Source organism: Dolichospermum lemmermannii CS-548 (assembly GCF_028330815.1).
GTDB lineage: Bacteria > Cyanobacteriota > Cyanobacteriia > Cyanobacteriales > Nostocaceae > Dolichospermum > Dolichospermum lemmermannii.
In genome coordinates this window covers 14,278-36,418 of sequence record NZ_JAQMTJ010000157.1, presented here as the reverse complement: position 1 = coordinate 36,418, position 22,141 = coordinate 14,278, and the positions used below count along the sequence as shown (strand labels likewise).

Here is a 22,141-nt window from a genome sequence, read left to right as displayed (position 1 = left end):
ATCATATTCTGCCACTAACTCCCGTTTCATTAATGCCATAAATATGATCAATAACATGAGGATACTTTTCTCTGGCTATTTTACTGGCTACTTCTTGATCTTGATCAATAAAATAATCCCCGCTATCAGGTTCAATAGCAATATACCAACCATAGTATTTATCTAATATTTCTGGTTTTAACCGCTCAAAAATTACCCAACAACGAGCAGAAAAAGCCTGTCTTCTCGCTCTATCTTCAGCTTTTTGTTCATCAGTCCACTGAATTTCGGGAAATACTCGACCACGACGGACAACTCTTTGGGGTGTGGATTGTGTCATCTTCATCACCTGCTTAAAGTTCATCCTAAATTCTAGCATATTCGAGTCCTCTCCCAGTCAGGGCTACGGTGTACACACAAGTTATCGAATCACCATTATTCCTCAAATTACCCCACCCTAACCCTCCCCTTGCAAAGGGGAGGGAACTAATTTTTCCGGTTTCCCCCCTTTATAAGGGGGGATTAAGGGGGGTAATTTAACTTGTGTGTACACGATAGCCGAGTCAGGGAGAGGTAATTTTCAATTGTTATATCATCACTGGATTAGGTGTTTTTTCCTGCTTTTGAAATGGGGGACGCATTTCCAAACCAAGCAAGTTCAACATTTCTTTATCTGCATCATAATCAGGACAGGGAGTTGTCACCGTCAACATTTTATTATCATCGCTGGAGAAGATGGAATTTGCACCAGCCATGAAGCATAAAGCCTGTTCTACTTGGGAAAGTCTCGCCCTACCTGCACTCAAACGCACGTCAGATTTAGGCATAATAATTCTAGCAGTCGCAATCATCCGCACTACATCCCAAATAGGCACATCTGGTTGATTTTCTAAAGGTGTACCGGGAACTTGAGAAAGAATATTGATGGGTACAGATTCGGGATGAGGTTGTAAATTTGAGAGAGTATGTAACATTCCTACCCGATCTGCGACATTTTCCCCTAAACCGAGAATACCGCCCGAACATACGGTAACATTGGTTTGGCGAACATTGGCAATTGTATTCAGGCGATCGCTATAAGTTCGAGTCGTAATCACTGTGCTGTAATATTCCTCTGAGGTGTCGAGATTATGGTTATAAGCATACAATCCCGCATCCTCTAACCGCTTTGCCTGGTTCTCTGTCAACATTCCCAAGGTACAGCATACCTCTAAACCCATGTCGGTTACGTCCTTAACCATATCCAGAACTTCCTCAAATTGGGAATTATCCCGAACTTCGCGCCAAGCAGCACCCATACAAACGCGACTCACACCGCTTTCTTTGGCTGTTTTGGCAATATTTATCACTGTTTCTTTTTCTAACAGTGCTTCGGGTTTTACCTCGGTTTTGTAGCGGGAAGATTGAGCGCAGTAACCGCAATCTTCTGGACAAGCACCGGTTTTAATGGAGATAAGCTTACAAACTTGTATTTGTTGCGGTTGATGATATTGACGATGCACTGTAGCAGCTTGATAAATTAGCTCTAGAAATGGTGTATTATATATTGTCAATATCTCTGTTGGTTGCCAATTGTAGCGTATTCCCACCGTAATTATCCTTTTTGCAGTCTTTTGGTTTAATGTTCAAATTAGTATAGCTGATACAAAATATTTAAATTTGAGGATATGACATCAGAGCCACCAATTCTGACAAGCGATCGCCTAATATTAAGAATGGCAGTGATGGAGGATATTCCTTACATACTCAAATATTTTACGGAGAATAAAGAATATCTTACGCCATTTTATCCTAAATGGGATGAAAATTTTTTTACTCACGATTATTGGGAGTATCAAGTAGAAACGAGTTTCTGGGAATTTGTGAACAACTATTCATTAAAACTATTTATTTATCGGAAACACCAGCCTAGAAAAGTTATGGGAACAGCTAATTTTAGCAACTTTATCTATAGTGCTGCTCAATTTTGTCAATTAGGATACAGTTTAGCAGAATCAGCACAAGGTTATGGTTACATGACAGAAGCCTTGTCTATTTCCACTAAGTATGTTTTTCAAGAATTAAATCTGCACCGCATTATGGCTAATTATATGCCCCATAATCGCCGCAGTGGTAATGTTCTTAAAAGGGCTGGTTTTGTAGTTGAAGGATATGCTAGAGATTATTTAATGATTAATGGTAAATGGGAAGATCATATTTTCACAAGTTTGACAAATCCCCACTGGCGACCAAATTTATAATAACTCAATAACTCAGATCCCCGACTTCTTGGAGAAGTCGGAGATATAAAGATAACAAAGGAGAAAATTATGTCAATATATAATAATCGCGTGGCTATTTTGGCGACAATGCACAATAAAGAAAAAGTAATTTCTCCTCTATTTAAAGAACATTTAGGAATTAATGTCATAGTTACTAAAGGCTTAAATACTGATATTTTTGGAACTTTTACCAGAGAAATTAAACGTCCAGATACACAAATTATTACTGCTAGGTTAAAAGCTGAAAAAGCCTTGAAAATGTATGATGAAAAAATAGCCATTGCTAGTGAAGGAAGTTTTACACCGCATCCTCTAGTTCCCTATATTTATGCTAACCGAGAAATAATTATTTTTCTAGATCAAGAAAATGATTTAGAAATTATTGGTGAAGTATTTTCCATAGAAACTAATTTTAATCATCAAACTATATCTAGTTTAGAAGAAGCTGAAGAATTTGGAAATAAAGTAGGTTTCACTGAACATGGCTTAGTAATTTCCTTTGATAATCAAAATACAGGAAAAACAGAATCTATAAAAGGTATTACCAGCAAAGAAAACCTAATCAATTCCGTAGAAACTGCCATAAAAAACACATCTGATAATAAATTTAATATAGAAACAGATATGAGAGCAATGTATAATCCTACCAGAATGAAAAATATTGCCTTTGCTACTCAAGACTTAATTAATAAAATTAATAGTTTATGTCCCCAATGTCATACTCCTGGTTTTATGATTAATCAAAAAATCCCTGGACTACCTTGTGAACTTTGTCATCAGCCAACTTCATTAATTAAAGCAGTAATTTTTCAATGTCAAAAATGCAATTTTACCCAACAACAATTATTTCCTAACAATCAAGAATTTGCTGATCCTAGTTTATGTGAATATTGTAATCCTTAGATCCCCGACTTCTTGAAGAAGTCGGGGATCTATTTTTTTATTTATCATTCTCAAGAAGATATATTATTTTTATAAGCTACTTTAAAAACTCCATCACTTCTTGTAGAACATCAGCTATATGTGGTTTTTCGCAAACAATTTCATCTAAATACGCTTGGATAAGTTTACGCGACATCTTGGAGTTTGCTGGTTATTTCTTGATGTAAAGCTAGATAATGCTGATAATTTCCTGCCCATTCGACAAACACTTCATCATCAGAAGTTTTTCCTTGGTTATATTTGGCAAAAAAATCTTCTGAACTCATTTGGTACTTGATTTCATAAACATTTAACTGTTTGGTAAGGGCAATCAACGCATCTAGTGGAGATGTATATTCGATAACTTGTTTACGCATTCATTTATCTGTTTAAGTTGATTAACTTAATCATATTGTAATTTTAATCAGATATTGATTTTATCCTCAAGAAGATAAATAATTTTCATAAGCTTCTCGTTGCTGTTCTTCAGAAAGATACGTTATTAAATAGAAAGATCGTAAGCTTTTTTGTCTATCATTAAATAAATATCAATTAAGCGTAATTATAATGACTCTGGATGAAACTCTCAATCATACTCATGCTACTAATCCTTTGCTTACCCTCAACTATGAATCAGCCCTAGAGTCTTTAGGTAATGATTACTATGATCAAGTTGTAGCCGAGGAATTTCCCCAACTTATGTTACGCTGGCGCAATGACGCACTACTGCCACGCTTAGGAGTTGCGCCCCAAGTAGTTAAAGACGAAGATTTTATTAACGCTTTTGGTAAATTTGAGGGAAGAGAACCGCTGTTAGCACTACGTTATCACGGTTATCAATTTGGACAATATAACTCCCAATTAGGTGACGGTAGAGGCTTTCTCTATGGACAAGTGCGGGGTATTGATGGGGAATTATACGATTTTGGCACAAAAGGTTCGGGAAGAACCCCCTACTCTCGCGGTGGTGACGGAATGCTAACACTTAAAGGAGGAGTGCGGGAAGTTCTCGCCGCTGAAGCACTTCATCGTTTAGGCGTTCGCACTTCTCGCTGTTTAAGTATGATTGAAACGGGTTTGGGTTTGTGGCGCGGTGATGAACCTTCTCCAACTCGTTCTTCTGTCATGATTCGCATGAGTAAATCTCATATCCGTTTTGGTACTTTTGAACGATTAAACTATTTCAAACGACATGATTTAACTCAAAAACTGTTAGATCATGTAATTGAACAATATTACCCGCATTTGCAAGCTGAATATGATAAATATGCTTTATTTTATGCCGAATTAGTGCAGCGTGTCGCCGAATTAGTAGCACAATGGATGGCAGCGGGTTTTTGTCATGCAGTTCTGAATACTGATAATATGTCAATTACCGGGGAAAGTTTTGACTATGGACCCTATGCCTTTATTCCTACTTACGATCTCCAATTTACGGCGGCATATTTCGATTATTATAAACGTTATTGTTACAGTCAACAACCAGGGATTTGCAAATTAAATTTAGAACTTTTGCAAGAACCTTTAAAGGCGATAATTCACCAAGGTGATTTGGATATTGCTTTATCTAAGTTTGCTGAATATTACCAAGCTGAATATCGAGCTTTGATGTTGAAAAAATTGGGTTTTGAAGATTTACAATTAGCGGAAGCTGATGAATTTTTGCGGTTAACCATTACCTTTTTACATGATAGTCAAGTTGGTTATCATCAATTCTTTGCTGATTTAGCTGCTACCTTTTCTAGTAAATGGCGAGATGATCCAGCTTTTGTGATGAATGGTTCTGAAATTAGCCCCCCATTAGGAAAATCACCCACTTTTGATAATTGGTGTTTCCTCTATCATAAAATTCTCAATCATTTTGATCCTGAACAAATGGATAAAATTCACCAAACTTTGATTGAAGCTAATCCCAAAACAGCTTTATTAAGACCTGTGATTGAGTCTGTTTGGGAACGAATCACTGAAGATGATAATTGGCAACCTTTTTATGATTTAGTGGAAACACTCCAAACAGGGAAGTAATCAATCAGAATCAATCAGATCCCCGACTTCTTTAAGAAGTCGGGGATCTAAAGTTACCAAAACTATGATCAGCATTAATTTCAATTACTAAATCAACAGATGATGATTGAATTAAGGGATTAATGAATAATTCGGGATGTAAAGAACGCCAAAAATAATTTACAAATTCTTCTATTTCTGAGTCAGTCATTCCTGATTTACCAGCAGCAATCATTTGTCTTTCTGCTTGCTTGCGCCATGCTAAAGAATAACGGTAATCTGTGGGATAAAGAACTATTAAACTATCTAATCTTTCCCACAGTGGTAAATAATCTTTTAGCTGATTATTCATATCAGAGGCAAATTGTTTATCTACGTCTGTAAGAATAGGTGGTGGTGGAGTTAATAACACTTTAGGAGGAATTGGTTTTACGCCCACAAACCAGCCTTCAAACAGAACAATATCTATAGGATTTGTGATAACTTCAGGAGTAGTGCGATCGCCTGCACCCCCATGAGCAGATTTATCAAATCTAGGAACTATCACAGGACTCTTGCCTTGGTGAATCTGATCGAGTACAATTAAAGCTAGGTGAATATCGTGGGTTCCGGGCGGACCACGCCAAAGCAAACGGGAATCTTGCTGTAATAAAGCCAAACGCTCGCTATAAGTTTTGTACAAGTCATCCAAAGACAAACTTAACGTTCGATATCCTAACTGCTGGAGAATCAAACCCAGTATCTGGGACATTGTAGTTTTACCAGTTCCTTGTGCGCCTAAAATTCCCTGGACAAAAGGTTTCCCTAACTGTTGACGTTGTGCTGCAATTTGGATTCCCAAGGGTAGCCATAAATCCCACAATACCTGTAACACTTCTGGGGGTTGAATTTTTAGGGTAGTTTGACAAAATTGACTAAAATTAGGGAAAACTAACTTCAGTAAATCCCCTCTCCTTTGGATAACTTCAGCCACATTATCAGAAGTAATATTAAACACCTTAGCTCGCAAAGGATCTGCCAATGCTGCGGCTTGTGCTGAGACTTGCCAAGATGTGTCTGTTGTTAAAACTTGACTCAACCATTCACTACTCATAAAATCACGAACCCAGTTTTAACGCTTCTAGAAATAGACTGTAGATAAAACCAACCTTGAGATAGTTGAGTATTTCTACCCAAAATGCTTGGCGAACAAAAAAACTCCGACTGTAAAATATTCTACTGGTAATTTCAGTCAGTAGCACTAAAAATCCAGCAACCACAATGTCTAATTCTGCCTTTTGTCCAGCGGTTGTTGATACTGCTGATCCCAAAAAAAAGCCAAACAAAAAACTAATTAGTATTAGCGATAACCGCCGCCAAGGATTCAGAAACCATTCACTCAAGCTACTGAAAATTGTTTCTAATAGGTTGTTCAAGCGAGTATTTTGCATGGGAATAGGGAACAGAAAAAGTCGTTTTGACTTGATGAAACTGGATAATTTATTTTGGAGAACCTAAGTAAACCACTCTAATTACGGTTGGGGATCATTTGTAACCATCGGGTTTAGCTTACAAAAAATCTTATTTCTAAAGCTATATCATTATGAAAAACTTCCTTGATCGGTATGGTAACTTCATTATCAGTCTTTCTGCCTTAGGATTGGTGGGGATCATGACAGGATGCTTAGATATGCGGATATCTTTTCAGTCTACAAATCCAGAAACAACCCCATCTATGATGACAAATAGTGGTAAAAATGGGGATGAAATTAACTTAGATAGTACACCAAGTGACTCAGTAGAATCAAGTCCGCAAAAAAATCAGTCCACAGTTGTAGCCTATCAGGTTAACTCTGATAGTAAAAACAAGGCTGCTGGATTGCTTCGCATTAGCAACAAAACTACTCAACCTGTCCGTCTAGCATTGTTAGCTAGACAATCATCCCTCAAAAGTGCGACTGCGAATAAATCTAAATCTGATATTCCGGCTCATTGGGATTTTGCTCCTGAAGAAGGAAGTGAGAGCGGGTTAGTTTTATCTTTACCTCAAGCTAATTTAAGACTTGAGAAAGGTGATATTTTGGTGGCTTTTGCTCAAGATGGTTCTCGACGTTATTGGGGTCCCTATGTTGTGGGAGAAACTTCCTCTCCCCAATGGAATCCGCAAACTCAAGAATGGCAGTTAGTGTTACAAAATAGGTGATATTGGAGAAGTCAGGAGTCAGGAGTCACCGAGTCAGGAGTCACCGAGTCAGGTGTCAGTAGTCAGGAGTCAGGAGTCAGGAGTTCAGGAGGAAGAAGGAAGGAGTTCAGGAGTCAGGAGTCAGAAGGAAGGAGGAAGGAGTTTTTTTGAATTTTGAATTGTAAACTATTGTATATTGGCAGGACGCGATTTCAGTGTCTTTAAGTATGAATTCATGAGTATAAAATTGAGTGTTTCTTGGCAAGTGGTGGATAAGTGGTTGAATAATTTAGAACAGCGTCCAGTCCTAGCTGTGGCTGTTTCGTCCCTGTGGTTATTGGTAATTGGTTGGATAGCTTTTGGCTGGAATTTGGGTAATGTGGGCTTAATTGATGAGACTGAGCCGCTGTTTGCGGAAGCTTCCCGACAAATGCTGGTAACTGGTGATTGGATTACGCCGTTTTTTAATGGTGAAACTCGCTTTGATAAACCTGCTTTAATTTATTGGTGTCAAGCGATCGCTTACTCTATTATGGGAGTAAATGAATGGGCTGTGCGTATCCCTTCAGCATTGGCAGCAATGGGCGTAATTGCTTTGGCATTTTACACTGTGCAGTGGTACTTTGCCAAAAAAGATGAATTAGAACAAGTTACTAATTTGCCTAGACGTTACTTTACAGCCGCCATTGCCGCTGCTTTAATGGCACTCAATGCAGAAATGATTGTTTGGGGCAGAGCCGGGGTTTCTGATATGTTACTCAATGGCTGTATAGGTTCAACTTTATTATGTTTTTTCCTGGGATATGCTCAGAATAATTCCCCAATCGTCACTGCTAATTGGCGACTTCCCAATAAATGGTATTTAGCAAGTTATGTCTTAATTGCTGGGGCAATATTAACTAAAGGTCCTGTAGGCATTGTCTTACCAGGAATAATTATGATTGCTTTTGCCTTGTATGTGGGGAAATTTTGGGAACTATGGCGAGAAATGCGGCCGATTTTGGGAATGGGGATAGTTTTAGTTATCTCACTTCCTTGGTATGTTTTGGTAACTTGGCGCAACGGCTGGAATTTTATTAATGCCTTTTTTATCTATCACAATATAGACCGTTTTACCGAAGTTGTTAATGGCCATTCAGCCCCTTGGTATTTTTACTTTTTAGTCGTTTTGTTGGGCTTTGCACCATATTCAGTGTACATCCCCGCGGCTCTAGTTAGAGTAAATCTTTTGCAGCGATCGCAGTGGTTAAAGCAAGAACGCTCTCAACAATTAGGTTTATTTGTCTGTTTATGGTTTTTGGGTGTATTTGGATTTTTCACAATTTCTGTTACCAAATTACCCAGTTATGTATTACCCTTAATGCCAGGAGCAGCTATTCTTGTGGCATTATTTTGGAGTGATCTTTTCCCCAATTCACAAACTCCGACTCCTCCCAAATTTTTACGCATCAGTGCTTGGGTAAACGTAGCTTTTCTAACAGTTATTTCCATTGCCCTATTTAATCTTACCCAAATTGCTGGGCCTGATCCTGCTGCTCCTGAATTATATGTACAAATGGAGAAATCAGGAATCCTCAAATTTGCGGGAATAATTTGGTTACTATCTACAGTTACTTCGGCTATCTTAATATTAAGTCACCGTTATCAACAGATAATTACAATTAATTTATTAGGATTTATAGCCTTTATTGCTATTGCTTTAATGCCTGCTGTTTTGATTATGGACCAACAGCGTCAACTACCTCTGAGAGAATTATCAGCCCTAATTGTTGAATCAAAACAACCCAATGAAGAATTAATTATGGTTGGGTTCAAAAAACCTACCGTGACTTTCTACACGCGCAAAAACGTTAATTACATTAAATTTTCTCAACAAGCTCTTGAATATATTCAAAAGCAATCATCACAAGAAAACAGACCACCATCATTGTTAATCTTAGTTGAACAGGGAAAATTTCAGGAAATGGACTTACCACCTGATACTTACAAAAACTTAGCCACCAAAGGCGCTTATCATCTCATTCGCATTCCTTTGAAAACAGCTAAACGAGATAACTTGTCTTAAACTATGATTTTTTTGATTGATGTGATTTATGTGATGATTGATTGTTGTGAGGATTATTTCCATCATCACAATCATCTTAAACTATGATTTTTTTGATTGATGTGATTTATGTGATGATTGATTGTTGTGAGGATTATTTCCATCATGACAATCATCTTAAACTATGATTCTTTTGATTGATGTGATTTATGTGATGATTGATTGTTGTGAGGATTATTTCCATCATCACAATCAAATGAATCAAATAAATCAAATAAATCATAGTCTAATTTGCTAAAGATTGATTAATCTGAATTAATAGTTCCTCCATTGAAATCGAACGGGGTAATATCTGGGTAGCAATTCCCCGAACCGCAGTTTCTACAGAAGATGTATATCGTTGTTTCCGAGATTTTGTTACATTTCCATAATTGGGTTCATTGAATTTCTGGTCAAGTACCAAAATTGGCGGCAAATTAAATGGTAAATTCCCTAATGATTCAAGAGCTTTTTGTACTTCCTTATTCATTGCCGTCTCGTTCAAGCAAATCAAAAGTAAATCAACACTTTGATGACTGACTTGTTGGACAACTTCCGACCAACAACCGGCAATAGAAGCTCTAAAACCAGCAGTTTGTAAGTATTGAATTAAAGCTTGAAACCACTCATATCCTCGATTAATTTGCTCATCTTCAAAATTAATAAAAGAACTTTTGACTGACTGATAATCTTTAAGTGGTTTGCGTTTTACCGTGGATAAATCACTCAGCATACTTATATCTACAACTAAAATATTTATTGGACAACAAATACCAGCAGCAATTTGTAATACAGATGCTAAAGCATCTTGTTGATAATTTTGATGATTATTTTTCTGTGTTAAGGGACTTAAACAAGGAAATACAGACAATCCTGGTATTTGGGAAGCAGCTAAAGTAGTCGCAACATCACAAGTTACCAATGGTAAAGTTGCCAATCTTTGATGTTTTGTTAATTGTTCTAAATAAGTGCGAGCAGTAGAAATTTCCATATCTAGTAAAATTACATCAAACTGCCAAACTCGCGCTAATAAATCTGCTTGATCTAAATCATCTACTTCAATAACTCGATGTTCTCGCAGAGAAGGGTAGAGATTAATAGCCTCTATTTCCGGATTTACTAACCTGAGAATTCGCAAAGGAATATTTTGAGAATTGATCTGATGATTTTCCATCACTGAATTCTTAAATTCAGTTGTTGTTGATATTTTTTCTAACAATGATGCCAATGCTTGATGCTTAATTGGTAAACTCAAAAAACTATCAGCCTGTTTATTAAATGCTTGTTCCTTTTCGGCCGCTGTGGCTGTGACAATAACATGAATATGACGAGTTAAAACATCAGATTTTAGTAAAGTCATCACATCCCAACCAGAAAGTAAAGGTAGTAAAGGATTTAAAAATATTGCCTTTGGTTGCAAACGTCGAGCTTTTTCTAGTGCCTCTGTTCCTGATCTAGCAATAACAACACGATAACCTAAACCTTTAAGTTGTTCAGTTAATTCTTCAATATATTGAGCTACTGCTTCCACTACTAACACCAGTCTTTGGGAAGAACTATTGAGGTTTTGAGGAGAAGAATTGATGATATTGCCTATTTCCCTCTTGGTCGCTATGTCTTCAGACTCATTAAAACTGGCTTTTGGTGGACTTGGAGGTAAAAGCAAAGTAAACTGACTCCCTTTCCCCTCACGAGATAAGAAACTGACATCTCCACCATGTAAACGAGCCAAAGCTCTAGTTAATACTAATCCTAAACCCGTTCCTTCAAACTGACGAGTGAGTGGGTTTTCTAATTGCTGGAATTTTTGAAAGATTAAATGTTGTTGTTGTTCAGGAATTCCAATCCCTGTATCCCAAATAGTAAAGGCAATCCAGCCTTCCCAACGGCTAACCCGTAAACCAATTTCCCCAGATATTTCCGTGAATTTAAAGGCATTAGAAAGTAAATGTACTAACATCTGTCGCAAGCGTAATTCATCTGCTACCATTTCTTCTAAACCTGGTTCAATTACTAGGCTAAATTGGTGATTAGAATTAGATAAATTTTGATTTTCTGCTGGGGATGATTGTTTAGTTTTGTGAGTTTGATAATGAATGTTTTTAACGTCTGAGAAAGCCCGTTCACATACTACTTGAATTTGTACCGAGGTGAGGGTAAGTTCCATCTGTCCCGTTTCCATTCGCGTTAAATCTAAAATATCATTCACCACACTCATCAAATGTCTACCACTTTGATGAATTAATCCAGCATAACGAGCTTGACGCTCATTTAATTGTCCCAACTGTTGATCTACCAGAAGGCGAGATAGTCCTAAAACTGCTGTTAACGGTGTTTTTAATTCATGGCTAATGCAAGCTAAAAATTCATCTTTTAAGCGATTGAGTTGAATCAAATCGGCATTTTTTGCTGCCAACTCTTTGCAAAGTTGTTGTTGTTCAGTTACATCTGTGGCTAATATTAACCATAGTTCTTCTGAATTTTCTGGTAATTCTGACTCCGAAACCCAAATTTTTAACTCGTTACTATCTAAAGGAATTTTTGCAAATTCCCAAACTCGTTCCTGACCAGTTTTAATTTCTACCACACAAGTACAAATACCCAATTTCTTATCGAAAACACAGTGGTTAGAACCGTCATTTATCGGCAGAGATGGTTCTTGCAAAAAAGGGAAAGCTGATGGTGAGTCAGGAGAAAAAACTGTCGGTGAGATACTTTGTTTGTGCGTCGTGAAAGTATCGGTTCTCTGATTTTCTTGAGGATTGGTATAAATATATTTTGGAGTAAGTATAGTCTCTACCTGTTTTCTAATGCCTTCAGGATCTTTTGATGTTCCTAGTTGTTGCCACCAAGGGAGGTTTTGCATAACTACTTCGCCTTGACCAGTTTGTAACATCATTGGCCAGGGCAATCTAGCTAATAAGTGGACTATAGACTTGTGTATTTTTGGCTGGCATTTATTGGCTGTATCTTTGATGTTTTTTTGGTGTGGAGAAGTTTTGGTGTTTGTCACATATTTGTGACTTCCTTCTGCTTTGGTTAAACTAATGGAAATTTTCTTCTGAGCTAACAATATTAATAGGCTTAAAGTATTTAGGATTCCTAAATATTTACCATCTGAATCAACTAGCGCCCAATCTAAGTTACTTTTTTGTTGTGCTTCTTGATGCTTGAGAAATAAACTAAATTTTTCCAGATTTGCTGCGGCTGGTATGGTCTGTATTGGCGCTATGAGGGATTTATCCACCTGTGAGAGTGGTTGTTGCAAATGCAAATTTAAGAGGTGGTTATCAGCATCCGCGGCTAAGAATTGTGGCAGTAATCGAGCAGAATACAATACACCAATTGGGCATTGTTGGGAATTAACTATTACCAAGCGATCGCACTGTTCTTCGACAAAAATATCCAGCACTGCTGCCAGAGTATTCGTTTCCCAGCACATTGGTACAGTTACTATAAATTCATCAAGTGGGTACTGTAGCATTAAAATAAGTCCTCGGTGGTCTTTCTGCTTGTAATCAACTTCAGCATTACCATCAGCACTTGGTTTAGATAGTTTTCAAGCCTGAAGCAATATCCTCCAGGAATATTGAGAATGGCTACGCGACGCTATCAGCGATTCTGGTGACAATTGACAGACCTCTTCAAACTAGTACATCACGGCGTAAATGAAGCAACCATATTCAATCGCCAAAAAGCCTACTGTATATTAGTTTTGACTTTTGACTTTTGACTTTTGACTTCCGCCCTGCGGTACTAGCTATTTAGCTATAGCTTGTGGTCACACTCCGTCATGGACATACATTGTCTCGAAGTCAATCACCAATAATTTTTACCCTTGTGATCCAATATGTGAGTTTCTACCCGGAGCAAGTAACCATATTTACCAGAAAAGCTACTGATATTGGAAATCATCATTTTCTATGGTGACAACTACAACAATAATTATGGCTCCAAAGATTCGCTTTAGAACCTTGAGGAATTATAATGATTTAAAATGCGACAATTCTTTAAGTTCGTTTAAGTATCTTATCAATGAGTGAAATAATGTCATCTATCTGCCGTCGGATATCCTCATACACATTATCCATTAGCCATGACTCTCTCTCAATGCAATGAGCCATCAAAGAATTTATCAGTTATATTACTTAGCCTTGTTATGTATAATTGATTGCGTGACTGTGTATTGCACTTTCAAAAATTCATGATCTATAAATAGTAGATGTTATTACCTATATTGCTTTTACAAACAAATATAAAACAAATTCTCGATAGACCATTTGTAGAAGAGAGGCACAAAAGTTTAATTGCTCAAATATGGAACTTCCTTGAGAAATTAATCACTCAATGTTACTGGCAACCTATCCTTTGTCAAATATACTATTTGCCCCATTGTCAGCCACAAAACCCAGATCAAAAAGATAATTATTTTCTTGCAGTTAGCCAGGAAAAAAAGACACAAAATTTTCAGGACATGGCTGCTATCGAAAAACAGGAAATTTTAAATTCACTTAAATCAGATTACCGTCAAATAATTATCAATTATTTTATCAGTGACAAAACACTACCAGAAAAACTTGATAAATTTGTTAATACCCTATTTTATACAGGTATTCCCATACCACAAATTATAGAAATGCACATGGAAGTCATTGATGAATTTTCTAAGCAATTAAGGATGGAAGGCAGAAGTGATGAAACATTGCTCGATTACCGTTTAACCTTAATAGATATTTTGGCACATCTTTGTGAAATTTATCGCTGTTCTGTTGCTAAAATTCCGTTGAATATTCCAAAGTAGAATTTGCATTCATGATGAATTAATGCTTGATTGTGTATGTAAAGAATACGGCTTTTGGTCTTTCACCTCTATGTTTTTAGGAGTTTATATTGTATGAATGAAGCTAAAAAGACCTATGTTCTCAAGCTATATGTAGCAGGAAATACCCCTAATTCAATGCGGGCTTTAAAAACCCTCAAAAATATCTTAGAAGAAGAATTTCAAGGAGTTTATGCTTTAAAAGTAATTGATGTCCTGAAAAACCCCCAGTTGGCCGAAGAGGATAAAATACTCGCCACACCAACACTATCAAAAATTCTGCCCCCACCTGTGCGAAAAATTATTGGTGATTTAACAGATAGAGAAAGAGTATTAATTGGGTTGGATCTGCTGTATGAAGAATTGAGTGAAGAATATGGGAAAGAATAACACAAAATGCAGGAGGCAAGAGTAAAGCCGTGGTGTTAGCCATTCTTTGATGAAAATTCGGGAATTTTTTTACCTGCAATTTGGTATATTTATTTAGTTATTAAAAATAATTAAAAACTTTCTTGATTTTAAGAACCTGGGTTGAATATCCATATTAAGTAAGTCGGCACGATAAAATCAATATACATTTTTTTCGTAAAAACCCTTAAATAACCTATCTATAAGGTATTTGTCGAATTTACATTTCGTTACATATGTTGATTGTTTAACGCCAACTTACTTAGACAAACCATGAATAAAAAAGAGCAACCTGAACCCAAAAAAATACCTATTGGTGTCGAAAAAATTCGCACGATGATCGAGGGCTTTGACGATATTAGTCATGGCGGTTTACCTGTTGGTAGAACTACTTTAGTTAGTGGAACTTCAGGAACTGGCAAAACTTTATTATCACTGCAATTTCTTTATAATGGCATCACTTACTTCGACGAACCAGGAGTATTTGTCACATTTGAAGAATCACCCAGTGACATTATTAAAAATGCCCATATTTTTGATTGGGATTTACAAGGTTTAATTGATGAAGGTAAATTATTTATTCTCGACGCATCTCCTGATCCTGAAGGTCAAGATATCGTAGGTAATTTTGATTTATCAGCCCTAATTGAACGTTTACAATATGCCATTCGTAAATATAAAGCTAAACGGGTTTCCATTGATTCCATGACCGCCATATTTCAACAATATGAAGCGATAGGAGTAGTCCGGCGAGAAATTTTTCGGTTAGTAGCACGGCTGAAATTATTGAATGTCACCACCATCATTACCACTGAACGGGGTGAAGAATATGGACCAGTAGCATCTTTTGGAGTTGAAGAATTTGTTTCTGATAATGTAATAATTGCTCGTAACGTCTTAGAAGGAGAACGTCGCCGCCGAACTATTGAAATCCTCAAGTTACGGGGAACAACTCACATGAAAGGCGAATATCCCTTCACAATTACCAATGAAGGAGTCAATATATTCCCCTTGGGAGCAATGCGTTTAACACAACGATCTTCTAATGTGCGCGTATCTTCTGGAGTGAAAATTCTTGATGAAATGTGTGGTGGTGGTTTCTTTAAAGATTCGATTATTTTAGCCACAGGAGCTACAGGAACTGGGAAAACTTTATTAGTGAGTAAGTTTATTCAAGATGGCTGTGTTAATGGTGAACGAGCCATATTATTTGCTTATGAAGAATCTCGCGCCCAACTTTCCCGGAATGCTTCTTCCTGGGGAATTGATTTTGAAGAATTAGAACATCAAGGATTACTGAAAATTATTTGTACCTATCCTGAATCCACTGGTTTAGAAGATCACTTACAAATTATTAAATCAGAAATTTCCCATTTCAAACCTGCTCGCATTGCCATTGATTCACTTTCTGCAATGGCTAGAGGCGTTAGTAATAATGCTTTTCGTCAGTTTGTAATTGGGGTGACAGGTTATGCTAAACAAGAAGAAATTACTGGTTTCTTTACCAATACTACAGATCAATTTCTGGGTTCTAATTCCATTACTGATTCCCACATTTCTACGATTACAGACACAATTTTGATGTTACAATATGTAGAAATTCGGGGAGAAATGTCACGGGCAATTAACGTATTTAAAATGCGCGGCTCGTGGCACGATAAGGGAATTCGTGAATATAATATTACGGCAGATGGTCCTGATATTAAAGATTCATTCCGTAACTATGAGCGAATTATTAGTGGTGCGCCTAACCGCGTTACTATAAACGAAAAAGCAGAACTTTCTCGGATTGTCAAACGTTTTGAAGACAAACCGAGTTCAGATGTTTAACACAGGGTATAGTCCGATATTTCTGCCTAAATCTCTAGATCGTGCTATATTTTGTGGTGAAGACAAGTATTCTGCCGCTAAATTAATATTTTTTGTGTGAGGGGATGCGGTGAAAGGACAGCAATTATTCCATTGTTTCTTACCTGGTGTGACAGCAGCAGTATTAACAACTCAGCCCGCTTGGGCTAATGTTATTCAAGTAAGTCAGTTACAGCTAACGTCTTCTCCTAGTGTGTTAATTTCTACTAATAGTGGGAATCCATTCACAGACAATAGCCTACAGCCCAAAAGTAACGTTAAAAGTAACCCAGGATTATTACCTGCTAATTATTTCAGTCAAGGTAGTATCCAGCCTATCGGCAACCACAGTCTACCTGTAGTTGTTGCTGACAATTATCTCAGCATTGACGGAGAAAAAATTTCTAAACAAGATCACAGTAGATTTGTCGGTTTTTCTGATTTATCAAATAATAATTTGCTGGCTGTTAGTAATCCACAATCAAGTAATTTAAGTAACTCTGATCAGCAAGGTGATGTAGAGGTAGCAAAGTTACTAAAATCTGGTAATTGTCCACAGTCTCAGCCCAAGAGTCAAGCGGCTTTACTTCTTACTTCTAACACCTGCTTACCTCAAAATACTGATACTTGGATAGCACAAACAACTGTTCCTACTACTTCAGAAACCAGTACACCTCCGGCGGAGAATGTAAAGCCTACACCTAGTCAGCCCGTAGATTTTCCTAATGTTCCTAATGATTTGAATCCTAGTCCTAATCCGCTGCTATATCCAACGCAAGCAGAGGAAGTGAAGGTTCAAGGAACTCAGCCAATTAGTTTGTCACAGGCGCTGGAACTGGCTAAACGGAATAATAATGATTTACAAGTGTCTGTACTACAACTGCAACGGAGTAAATCAGTTCTCCGCGAGGCGCAAGCCGCTTTCCTACCCAGTGTAGATTTGAATGCGAATGTTGAGAATAGTCGCACTGTTAGCGATACATTGCGTGTTAAAAGACAACAGGATGCTGGATTATCGGTAGATGATGCTTCTTCTACTACGGCGTTTACTGGTACAGGACAGATAAGATATGATCTTTATACTTCTGGTAGACGTAATGGGGCTATTAAAGAAGCTCAGGAACGGATACGTAAGCAGGAGTTGGATGTGGAAAGGCAATCTGAGCAAATTCGGCTAGATGTATCTAAGGCATATTATGACTTGCAACAAGCTGATGAAAATGTGAGAATTTCCCAGTCAGCTGTAAATAATGCCCAGGCTAGTTTGAAAGATGCAGTGGCTTTAGAACGGGCTGGTGTGGGGACTCGTTTCGATGTGTTGCGATCGCAGGTAAATTTAGCTAACTCCCAACAGGACTTAACTAGTGCCTTTTCTCAACAACAAATTGCCCGCCGTAAGTTAGCACCACTGTTGAATTTGCCCCAGTCAGTGAGTATTACTGCGTCCGATCCTGTCAAATTGGCAGGTTTATGGCAACAGCCACTAGAACAAAGTATCGTTTTGGCTTATCAAAATCGTCCTGAACTACAACAAACTTTAGCAGATCGGAATATTAGTGAGGCTCAAAGAAAACAGGCCTTAGCATCTCTAGGTCCCCAGGTAAGTTTACTCGGTCAGTATAACTTATTCGATCAATTTGATGATGGAACAAGCGTGGTTGATGGTTATTCTGTGAGATTGCAGGCTAGTCTCAATTTATATGATGGGGGAGCAGCAAAAGCCAGAGCAGCCCAATCTAAAACCGATATTGCAATCAACGAAAATCGGTTTTCTGAACAGCGCAACCAAATCCGCTTTCAAGTAGAACAAGCATATTCTACCCAAGCATCAAATTTGGAAAATGTACAAACTTCTAATGTGGCTTTAGAACAAGCTAAAGAGTCTTTGCGGTTAGCGCGGTTGAGATTCCAAGCCGGTGTCGGGACTCAAACTGATGTAATTAACGCATTAAATGACCTCACCCGTTCTGAAGGTAATCGCGTCAAAGCTATTTTGGATTACAACCGAGCTTTAACAGAACTACAAAGATATGTTACATCCAGGGGTTTAAATCAATTAGATAACTCAGGAGTCAAGAGTCAGGAGTCAGGAGTCAAGTAACAGGAAGGGAGCGGGGGAGAATATTTTTCTTCCCAGTTCCTAGTCCCCAATCCCCAATGTTGTAAAATAGTTTTCAAACACCGGGCTATTGACATACCTCCTCGGACTTTAGGACGAGGATTTCTTAACGCTTCATTGGGTTGTGCTATTTCGATTTAGTCTTACCATCCCTCGACGTTCGTTTATAGTCTCCTAATGCCCTATGGCGACTATATATAGTTTACCATAAAGCCGTCCTTCTAGGAGGGCGCTTGTATCCCATATTTTTGGTCAAAAACTCATGACTAAAGTGACATCACAGGAGATTGCAAAATTTCGTTCTCATTTGGTAGATGATCCGCAAGCAATGGAAGCATTAGACTTGATAGAGGATTGCGATGGAGATTTAGAAGATGCGGTAATGACTCTGGCTATTCGGGCTGGACAAGAACCAGAACAAACTAATTCCGACTGGTTAGATGCCTTAGCCAAAAAATGGCGAGCGGCAATTTGTGAACAAGAATATCGAGAAGACTTGTTAAATGGGTCAATTCAAGAGATGATAGTACATCTGAGGACAATACCGAGTTTTCCCAAAAGTCTGGCTACACCCGTTTTAATTTATATTCTTAAACAAGGTGTGAATAATTTTTGTGAGCCTTTGGATTTGCTAAAGTCACATTAATCCTGAATTTTAAAATTGATGAATTATCTTGTTGCTGTATTATCAGATCGCATCCAAGCCGAAGCCGCTGATTTAGCTTTAGAAAGAGAAGGGATAAATGGCACTATTCTCGGTAGAGGATACAAAAGTGCTGATGAGTTTGGTTTAATTGACCCCAAAGAACAGGCGAAAAAACAAGTAAAATTAATGGCGATTTGGTTAGTACCATTTGGCTTTTTTGCTGGTTTTACCTTCAGTCTCATCACTGGTTTAGATACCTTCGCTTGGGCTGGGGAAATTGGAAATCATGTGGTAGGCGGCATCTTGGGTGCTGGTAGCGGTGCCATGGGTAGTGTGTTTGTAGGTGGTGGCGTGGGTTTATTTGAGGGTGGTGGTGATGCTTTACCCTATCGCAATCGTTTAGATGCAGGTAAGTATTTAATTGTGGTGCAAGGTTCGGAAACTCTGACTCGTCAAGCTACTCGTATTTTACGCCAGTTTGAACCAGAAAATATTCAAGGTTATGCGGAAAATAATTAATTGGTAATTGGTAATGGGTAATTGGTAATTGGTAATTGGTAATTGGGTAATTTTTTTCTTCTTTCTTCTTTCTTCCTCCTGACTCCTGACTCCTGACTCCTGACTCCTGACTCCTAAAAATTCATGCTACCTAGAGAAGAACTTTTAAAAGGTGTTGAAAACCGCGATACTGTCGCCCGTGTAATTGATCAAGCAGATCAGGCTATAAAGACGTGGGAAGTGGTATTTACAGATTTTTTGTCTCCGCCGGAGTTGGCGGAAATTCAACGGGTATTTAGCCGCTTGACGGAGGTGCATTCGGTAGCTTGGGGTGGATATCCACAGGCGGAAAGACAAAGGTTAGCGATCGCTCGTGTTGACTTACCATTAGATCAGTCTGAAGTGGCAATTGTGGCTTTAGATATTGCTGGTAATTTCTTGTTTGATACCGCAAATCACCGAGATTTTTTAGGCGCAATGCTGGGAACAGGAATTGTGCGGGAAAAAACGGGAGATGTAATTGTATTGGGAGAAAGAGGGGCGCAGGTGATTGTTGTCCCTGAATTAGTAGAATTTTTAGAGATGAGTTTGCAACAGGTGCGTTCTGTGCCAGTGAAAACTCGACGCATTGAGATTAATGAGTTAAAAATCCGTGAACCTAAGAAGAAGGAAATGACGACTGTGGAAGCTTCTTTGCGGTTAGATGCGGTGGCTTCGGCTGGGTTTGGGATGTCCCGCAGTAAGATGGTAGATTTGATTGATTCTAATGATGTGCGTGTCAATTGGAAGGAAGTCACCCAAGCCAGTTCCCAAGTTAAATCAGGGGATTTAATCGCTATTCGGGGGAAAGGGCGATTGGAAGTTGGGGAAATTGCGGTGACGAAAAAGGATCGCTATCGGGTGCAATTGACTAGATATATGTAGATAAAATTTTGGTTTTAGGGATTGACAGATTATGTTTTATATGATATGTTGTTAGTCTATGTGATTAAGGACGGTTAGCTCAGGTGGTTAGAGTACATCGTTGACATCGATGGGGTCGTTGGTTCGAGTCCAATACCGTCCATATTTTTATCTGTAAGTTGTTCGCTAAAGTTTTGTGATTTCAAGTTTGAGATTGCCACAACGGCAAGGTGATGGTTGAAAAATAGGTGCAATTAGTTCAAATTTAGAATTAGATTACCAAAAAATCGGGTTTAAGTGAAAAATAAAATTTACATTATTACCCACAAATCAAAAAAACAATAACATAAAAACCCTATTTAGTCGGTTTTAACCGACTTTAGCTATTAGACAGGGAATTTATTCCCTGGCTAAATAACTCATCTCATCATCAGAAAAATATTTATTGGCATGGATAACATTCTTCTTCTATCCATTCAAATGCTCTTAACTTTTCTGGCGTTACTGTATTTAGAATATCTTGATCAGATTCGTAAATTTCTTTATTTTCTTCAAAAGAATCATCTTCATCATCATAATATGTTTGGGTGCTAACTGAATTATTTTGTCCACTACGCCAAAGAGATACAAAAAATCCTGAAACATTACCAAAACCTTGTAATAGCGAAGAATAGACAATTTCGCGATTTTCATCAGCTAATTCTTGAAAACAACTATTATAGAAAGTATAAAAATTATTTTCTATATCTGTATCTTCTTGAATTAAGTCTATATACTTAATTAATTGTTGTTTATTAAATGCCTCAATTCCTATTCCTAAACTATCAGCTATCTCTTTGTATTCAATCTCCCAACACTCATCTGCTGCTAAACACCAGAAGTCTCTGTAAATACCAGCAAGTGATAAAAAGTATATCAATTTTTCAGGACGTTCTATTTCATTACAGTAGGTTGTCAATCCAGATGTAGTTAAAATTTCCCAAGCATCTTTAGCCCATTTTAATTCTGATAAATTATCAATCCATAAATCAAAAACTTGATCTGCTGCTGACTCAACTTCGTTCCATGTAATAATTTTCGTGCTACTTTCCATATTCTTTATCCAATTTATTTAATGCACTAATCCAAACCGATAACTATTAAACCTACGCTGCCAACAATTCCGTAAACGCCAACAAATCATCCACCTCATCATTAGAAAAAAACCTATCAACGGCATTTTTCCCAAACTTAGCCAAAGCCCCCTCATACAAATCAGCCACTTCTAACCTCCGCTTTTGTAAAAACACACTTTGCATAGCCTTTAAAAAATTAACCTGATTCGCATTATACTGGTGTTTGGCAATAAAATTCTCAAACTGACGCTTTACCACATCCTCATAATCAGGTACAGCATCCTTTAGTACATTCTTCTTTGCAGAGTATTACTGTGTTTGTATTTGGCTATACAGTAATAGTCTAGTATGCTTTTTAGCACAAGTGTCGAATCCT

Annotated in this window: 19 protein-coding genes, 1 tRNA gene and 1 pseudogene; 13 read left to right on the top strand and 8 right to left on the bottom strand. The window is 37.6% G+C overall.

Features of this window, described 5'->3' with window-relative positions:
- Position 1 precedes the first annotated feature (1 nt).
- Positions 2–319 carry a hypothetical protein gene (locus PN450_RS10410; RefSeq protein WP_148767115.1) on the bottom strand — a complete coding sequence of 106 codons (318 nt, stop codon included), beginning with the start codon at positions 317–319 and terminating at the stop codon, positions 2–4.
- 247 nt (positions 320–566) lie between these two features.
- Positions 567–1,568 (bottom strand): biotin synthase BioB, encoded by a 1,002-nt coding sequence (gene bioB / locus PN450_RS10405; RefSeq protein ID WP_271836218.1) that lies wholly within the window; start codon positions 1,566–1,568, stop codon positions 567–569.
- Positions 1,569–1,646: 78 nt separating this feature from the next.
- On the opposite strand from bioB, the gene PN450_RS10400 reads away from it, so the two are divergent.
- Both PN450_RS10400 and PN450_RS10395 read left to right on the top strand, forming a co-directional pair.
- Positions 1,647–2,219 (top strand): GNAT family N-acetyltransferase, encoded by a 573-nt coding sequence (locus PN450_RS10400; protein WP_168634066.1) that lies wholly within the window; start codon positions 1,647–1,649, stop codon positions 2,217–2,219.
- A 69-nt stretch (positions 2,220–2,288) separates the two neighbouring features.
- Positions 2,289–3,143, top strand: a complete 855-nt coding sequence (locus tag PN450_RS10395; protein WP_271836217.1) for a DUF6671 family protein — start codon at positions 2,289–2,291, stop codon at positions 3,141–3,143.
- Between the two features lie 164 nt (positions 3,144–3,307).
- Here PN450_RS10395 and tumA read toward each other — a convergent pair whose 3' ends face one another.
- A complete protein-coding gene (gene tumA / locus PN450_RS10390) occupies positions 3,308–3,538 on the bottom strand; it encodes an antitoxin TumA (RefSeq protein ID WP_168650309.1) in 231 nt (76 codons plus the stop codon).
- Between the two features lie 190 nt (positions 3,539–3,728).
- Here tumA and PN450_RS10385 point away from each other — a divergent pair, with 190 nt between their 5' ends.
- Entirely contained in the window at positions 3,729–5,186 is a 1,458-nt protein-coding gene (locus PN450_RS10385; protein WP_271836216.1) for a protein adenylyltransferase SelO, read from the top strand.
- A 31-nt stretch (positions 5,187–5,217) separates the two neighbouring features.
- On the opposite strand, the gene PN450_RS10380 is transcribed toward PN450_RS10385, so the two are convergent.
- Both PN450_RS10380 and PN450_RS10375 read right to left on the bottom strand, forming a co-directional pair.
- Positions 5,218–6,258, bottom strand: a complete 1,041-nt coding sequence (locus PN450_RS10380; RefSeq protein ID WP_271836215.1) for a glycerate kinase — start codon at positions 6,256–6,258, stop codon at positions 5,218–5,220.
- 4 nt (positions 6,259–6,262) lie between these two features.
- Positions 6,263–6,595, bottom strand: coding sequence for a DUF565 domain-containing protein (locus PN450_RS10375; RefSeq protein ID WP_015081524.1), 333 nt, complete (start codon positions 6,593–6,595; stop codon positions 6,263–6,265).
- Positions 6,596–6,747: 152 nt separating this feature from the next.
- Here PN450_RS10375 and PN450_RS10370 point away from each other — a divergent pair, with 152 nt between their 5' ends.
- Complete coding sequence (locus PN450_RS10370) at positions 6,748–7,347, top strand: hypothetical protein (protein ID WP_168696559.1); 600 nt, start codon at positions 6,748–6,750, stop codon at positions 7,345–7,347.
- Between the two features lie 214 nt (positions 7,348–7,561).
- A complete protein-coding gene (locus tag PN450_RS10365; protein ID WP_271836214.1) occupies positions 7,562–9,391 on the top strand; it encodes an ArnT family glycosyltransferase in 1,830 nt (609 codons plus the stop codon).
- 265 nt (positions 9,392–9,656) lie between these two features.
- On the opposite strand, the gene PN450_RS10360 is transcribed toward PN450_RS10365, so the two are convergent.
- Positions 9,657–12,893: an ATP-binding protein gene (locus PN450_RS10360; RefSeq protein WP_271836213.1), complete on the bottom strand. Its 3,237-nt coding sequence runs from the start codon at positions 12,891–12,893 to the stop codon at positions 9,657–9,659.
- 738 nt (positions 12,894–13,631) lie between these two features.
- Here PN450_RS10360 and PN450_RS10355 point away from each other — a divergent pair.
- The 8 genes from PN450_RS10355 (at position 13,632) to PN450_RS10320 (ending at position 20,813) form a co-directional block, all read left to right on the top strand.
- Positions 13,632–14,210, top strand: a complete 579-nt coding sequence (locus tag PN450_RS10355; protein WP_271836212.1) for a KaiA family protein — start codon at positions 13,632–13,634, stop codon at positions 14,208–14,210.
- Positions 14,211–14,303: 93 nt separating this feature from the next.
- The gene (gene kaiB, locus PN450_RS10350) at positions 14,304–14,618 is read left to right on the top strand and encodes a circadian clock protein KaiB (RefSeq protein WP_148765324.1); all 315 of its coding nucleotides are present in this window, start codon (positions 14,304–14,306) and stop codon (positions 14,616–14,618) included.
- A gap of 291 nt (positions 14,619–14,909) precedes the next feature.
- Complete coding sequence (gene kaiC / locus PN450_RS10345) at positions 14,910–16,466, top strand: circadian clock protein KaiC (protein ID WP_271836211.1); 1,557 nt, start codon at positions 14,910–14,912, stop codon at positions 16,464–16,466.
- Between the two features lie 109 nt (positions 16,467–16,575).
- Positions 16,576–18,585 (top strand): TolC family protein, encoded by a 2,010-nt coding sequence (locus PN450_RS10340; protein WP_271836209.1) that lies wholly within the window; start codon positions 16,576–16,578, stop codon positions 18,583–18,585.
- A 280-nt stretch (positions 18,586–18,865) separates the two neighbouring features.
- Positions 18,866–19,249 carry a hypothetical protein gene (locus PN450_RS10335; protein WP_015081532.1) on the top strand — a complete coding sequence of 128 codons (384 nt, stop codon included), beginning with the start codon at positions 18,866–18,868 and terminating at the stop codon, positions 19,247–19,249.
- Between the two features lie 18 nt (positions 19,250–19,267).
- Positions 19,268–19,768 carry a hypothetical protein gene (locus PN450_RS10330; RefSeq protein WP_271836208.1) on the top strand — a complete coding sequence of 167 codons (501 nt, stop codon included), beginning with the start codon at positions 19,268–19,270 and terminating at the stop codon, positions 19,766–19,768.
- Positions 19,769–19,891: 123 nt separating this feature from the next.
- On the top strand, positions 19,892–20,671 hold the full coding sequence (locus tag PN450_RS10325) for a photosystem II S4 domain protein (protein ID WP_213712145.1): 780 nt from the start codon (positions 19,892–19,894) through the stop codon (positions 20,669–20,671).
- Between the two features lie 68 nt (positions 20,672–20,739).
- Positions 20,740–20,813, top strand: a tRNA-Val gene (locus PN450_RS10320).
- Between the two features lie 279 nt (positions 20,814–21,092).
- Here the strand turns inward: PN450_RS10320 and PN450_RS10315 are convergent.
- Both PN450_RS10315 and PN450_RS10310 read right to left on the bottom strand, forming a co-directional pair.
- Positions 21,093–21,743, bottom strand: coding sequence for a hypothetical protein (locus tag PN450_RS10315; protein WP_015081535.1), 651 nt, complete (start codon positions 21,741–21,743; stop codon positions 21,093–21,095).
- A 52-nt stretch (positions 21,744–21,795) separates the two neighbouring features.
- Positions 21,796–22,032: pseudogene (locus PN450_RS10310) on the bottom strand (type I restriction-modification enzyme R subunit C-terminal domain-containing protein); the annotation flags it as partial.
- Between the last annotated feature and the right edge of the window lie 109 nt (positions 22,033–22,141).

What these genes read in the sequence shown, in the direction of transcription:
- PN450_RS10410 (WP_148767115.1), bottom strand. Translation starts at nt 319, where the DNA reads ATGACACAATCCACACCCCAAAGAGTTGTCCGTCGTGGTCGAGTATTT.
- PN450_RS10400 (WP_168634066.1), top strand. Translation starts at nt 1,647, where the DNA reads ATGACATCAGAGCCACCAATTCTGACAAGCGATCGCCTAATATTAAGA.
- PN450_RS10395 (WP_271836217.1), top strand. Translation starts at nt 2,289, where the DNA reads ATGTCAATATATAATAATCGCGTGGCTATTTTGGCGACAATGCACAAT.
- tumA (WP_168650309.1), bottom strand. Translation starts at nt 3,538, where the DNA reads ATGCGTAAACAAGTTATCGAATATACATCTCCACTAGATGCGTTGATT.
- PN450_RS10385 (WP_271836216.1), top strand. Translation starts at nt 3,729, where the DNA reads ATGACTCTGGATGAAACTCTCAATCATACTCATGCTACTAATCCTTTG.
- PN450_RS10380 (WP_271836215.1), bottom strand. Translation starts at nt 6,258, where the DNA reads ATGAGTAGTGAATGGTTGAGTCAAGTTTTAACAACAGACACATCTTGG.
- PN450_RS10375 (WP_015081524.1), bottom strand. Translation starts at nt 6,595, where the DNA reads ATGCAAAATACTCGCTTGAACAACCTATTAGAAACAATTTTCAGTAGC.
- PN450_RS10370 (WP_168696559.1), top strand. Translation starts at nt 6,748, where the DNA reads ATGAAAAACTTCCTTGATCGGTATGGTAACTTCATTATCAGTCTTTCT.
- PN450_RS10365 (WP_271836214.1), top strand. Translation starts at nt 7,562, where the DNA reads ATGAGTATAAAATTGAGTGTTTCTTGGCAAGTGGTGGATAAGTGGTTG.
- PN450_RS10360 (WP_271836213.1), bottom strand. Translation starts at nt 12,893, where the DNA reads ATGCTACAGTACCCACTTGATGAATTTATAGTAACTGTACCAATGTGC.
- PN450_RS10355 (WP_271836212.1), top strand. Translation starts at nt 13,632, where the DNA reads ATGTTATTACCTATATTGCTTTTACAAACAAATATAAAACAAATTCTC.
- kaiB (WP_148765324.1), top strand. Translation starts at nt 14,304, where the DNA reads ATGAATGAAGCTAAAAAGACCTATGTTCTCAAGCTATATGTAGCAGGA.
- kaiC (WP_271836211.1), top strand. Translation starts at nt 14,910, where the DNA reads ATGAATAAAAAAGAGCAACCTGAACCCAAAAAAATACCTATTGGTGTC.
- PN450_RS10335 (WP_015081532.1), top strand. Translation starts at nt 18,866, where the DNA reads ATGACTAAAGTGACATCACAGGAGATTGCAAAATTTCGTTCTCATTTG.
- PN450_RS10330 (WP_271836208.1), top strand. Translation starts at nt 19,268, where the DNA reads ATGAATTATCTTGTTGCTGTATTATCAGATCGCATCCAAGCCGAAGCC.
- PN450_RS10325 (WP_213712145.1), top strand. Translation starts at nt 19,892, where the DNA reads ATGCTACCTAGAGAAGAACTTTTAAAAGGTGTTGAAAACCGCGATACT.
- PN450_RS10315 (WP_015081535.1), bottom strand. Translation starts at nt 21,743, where the DNA reads ATGGAAAGTAGCACGAAAATTATTACATGGAACGAAGTTGAGTCAGCA.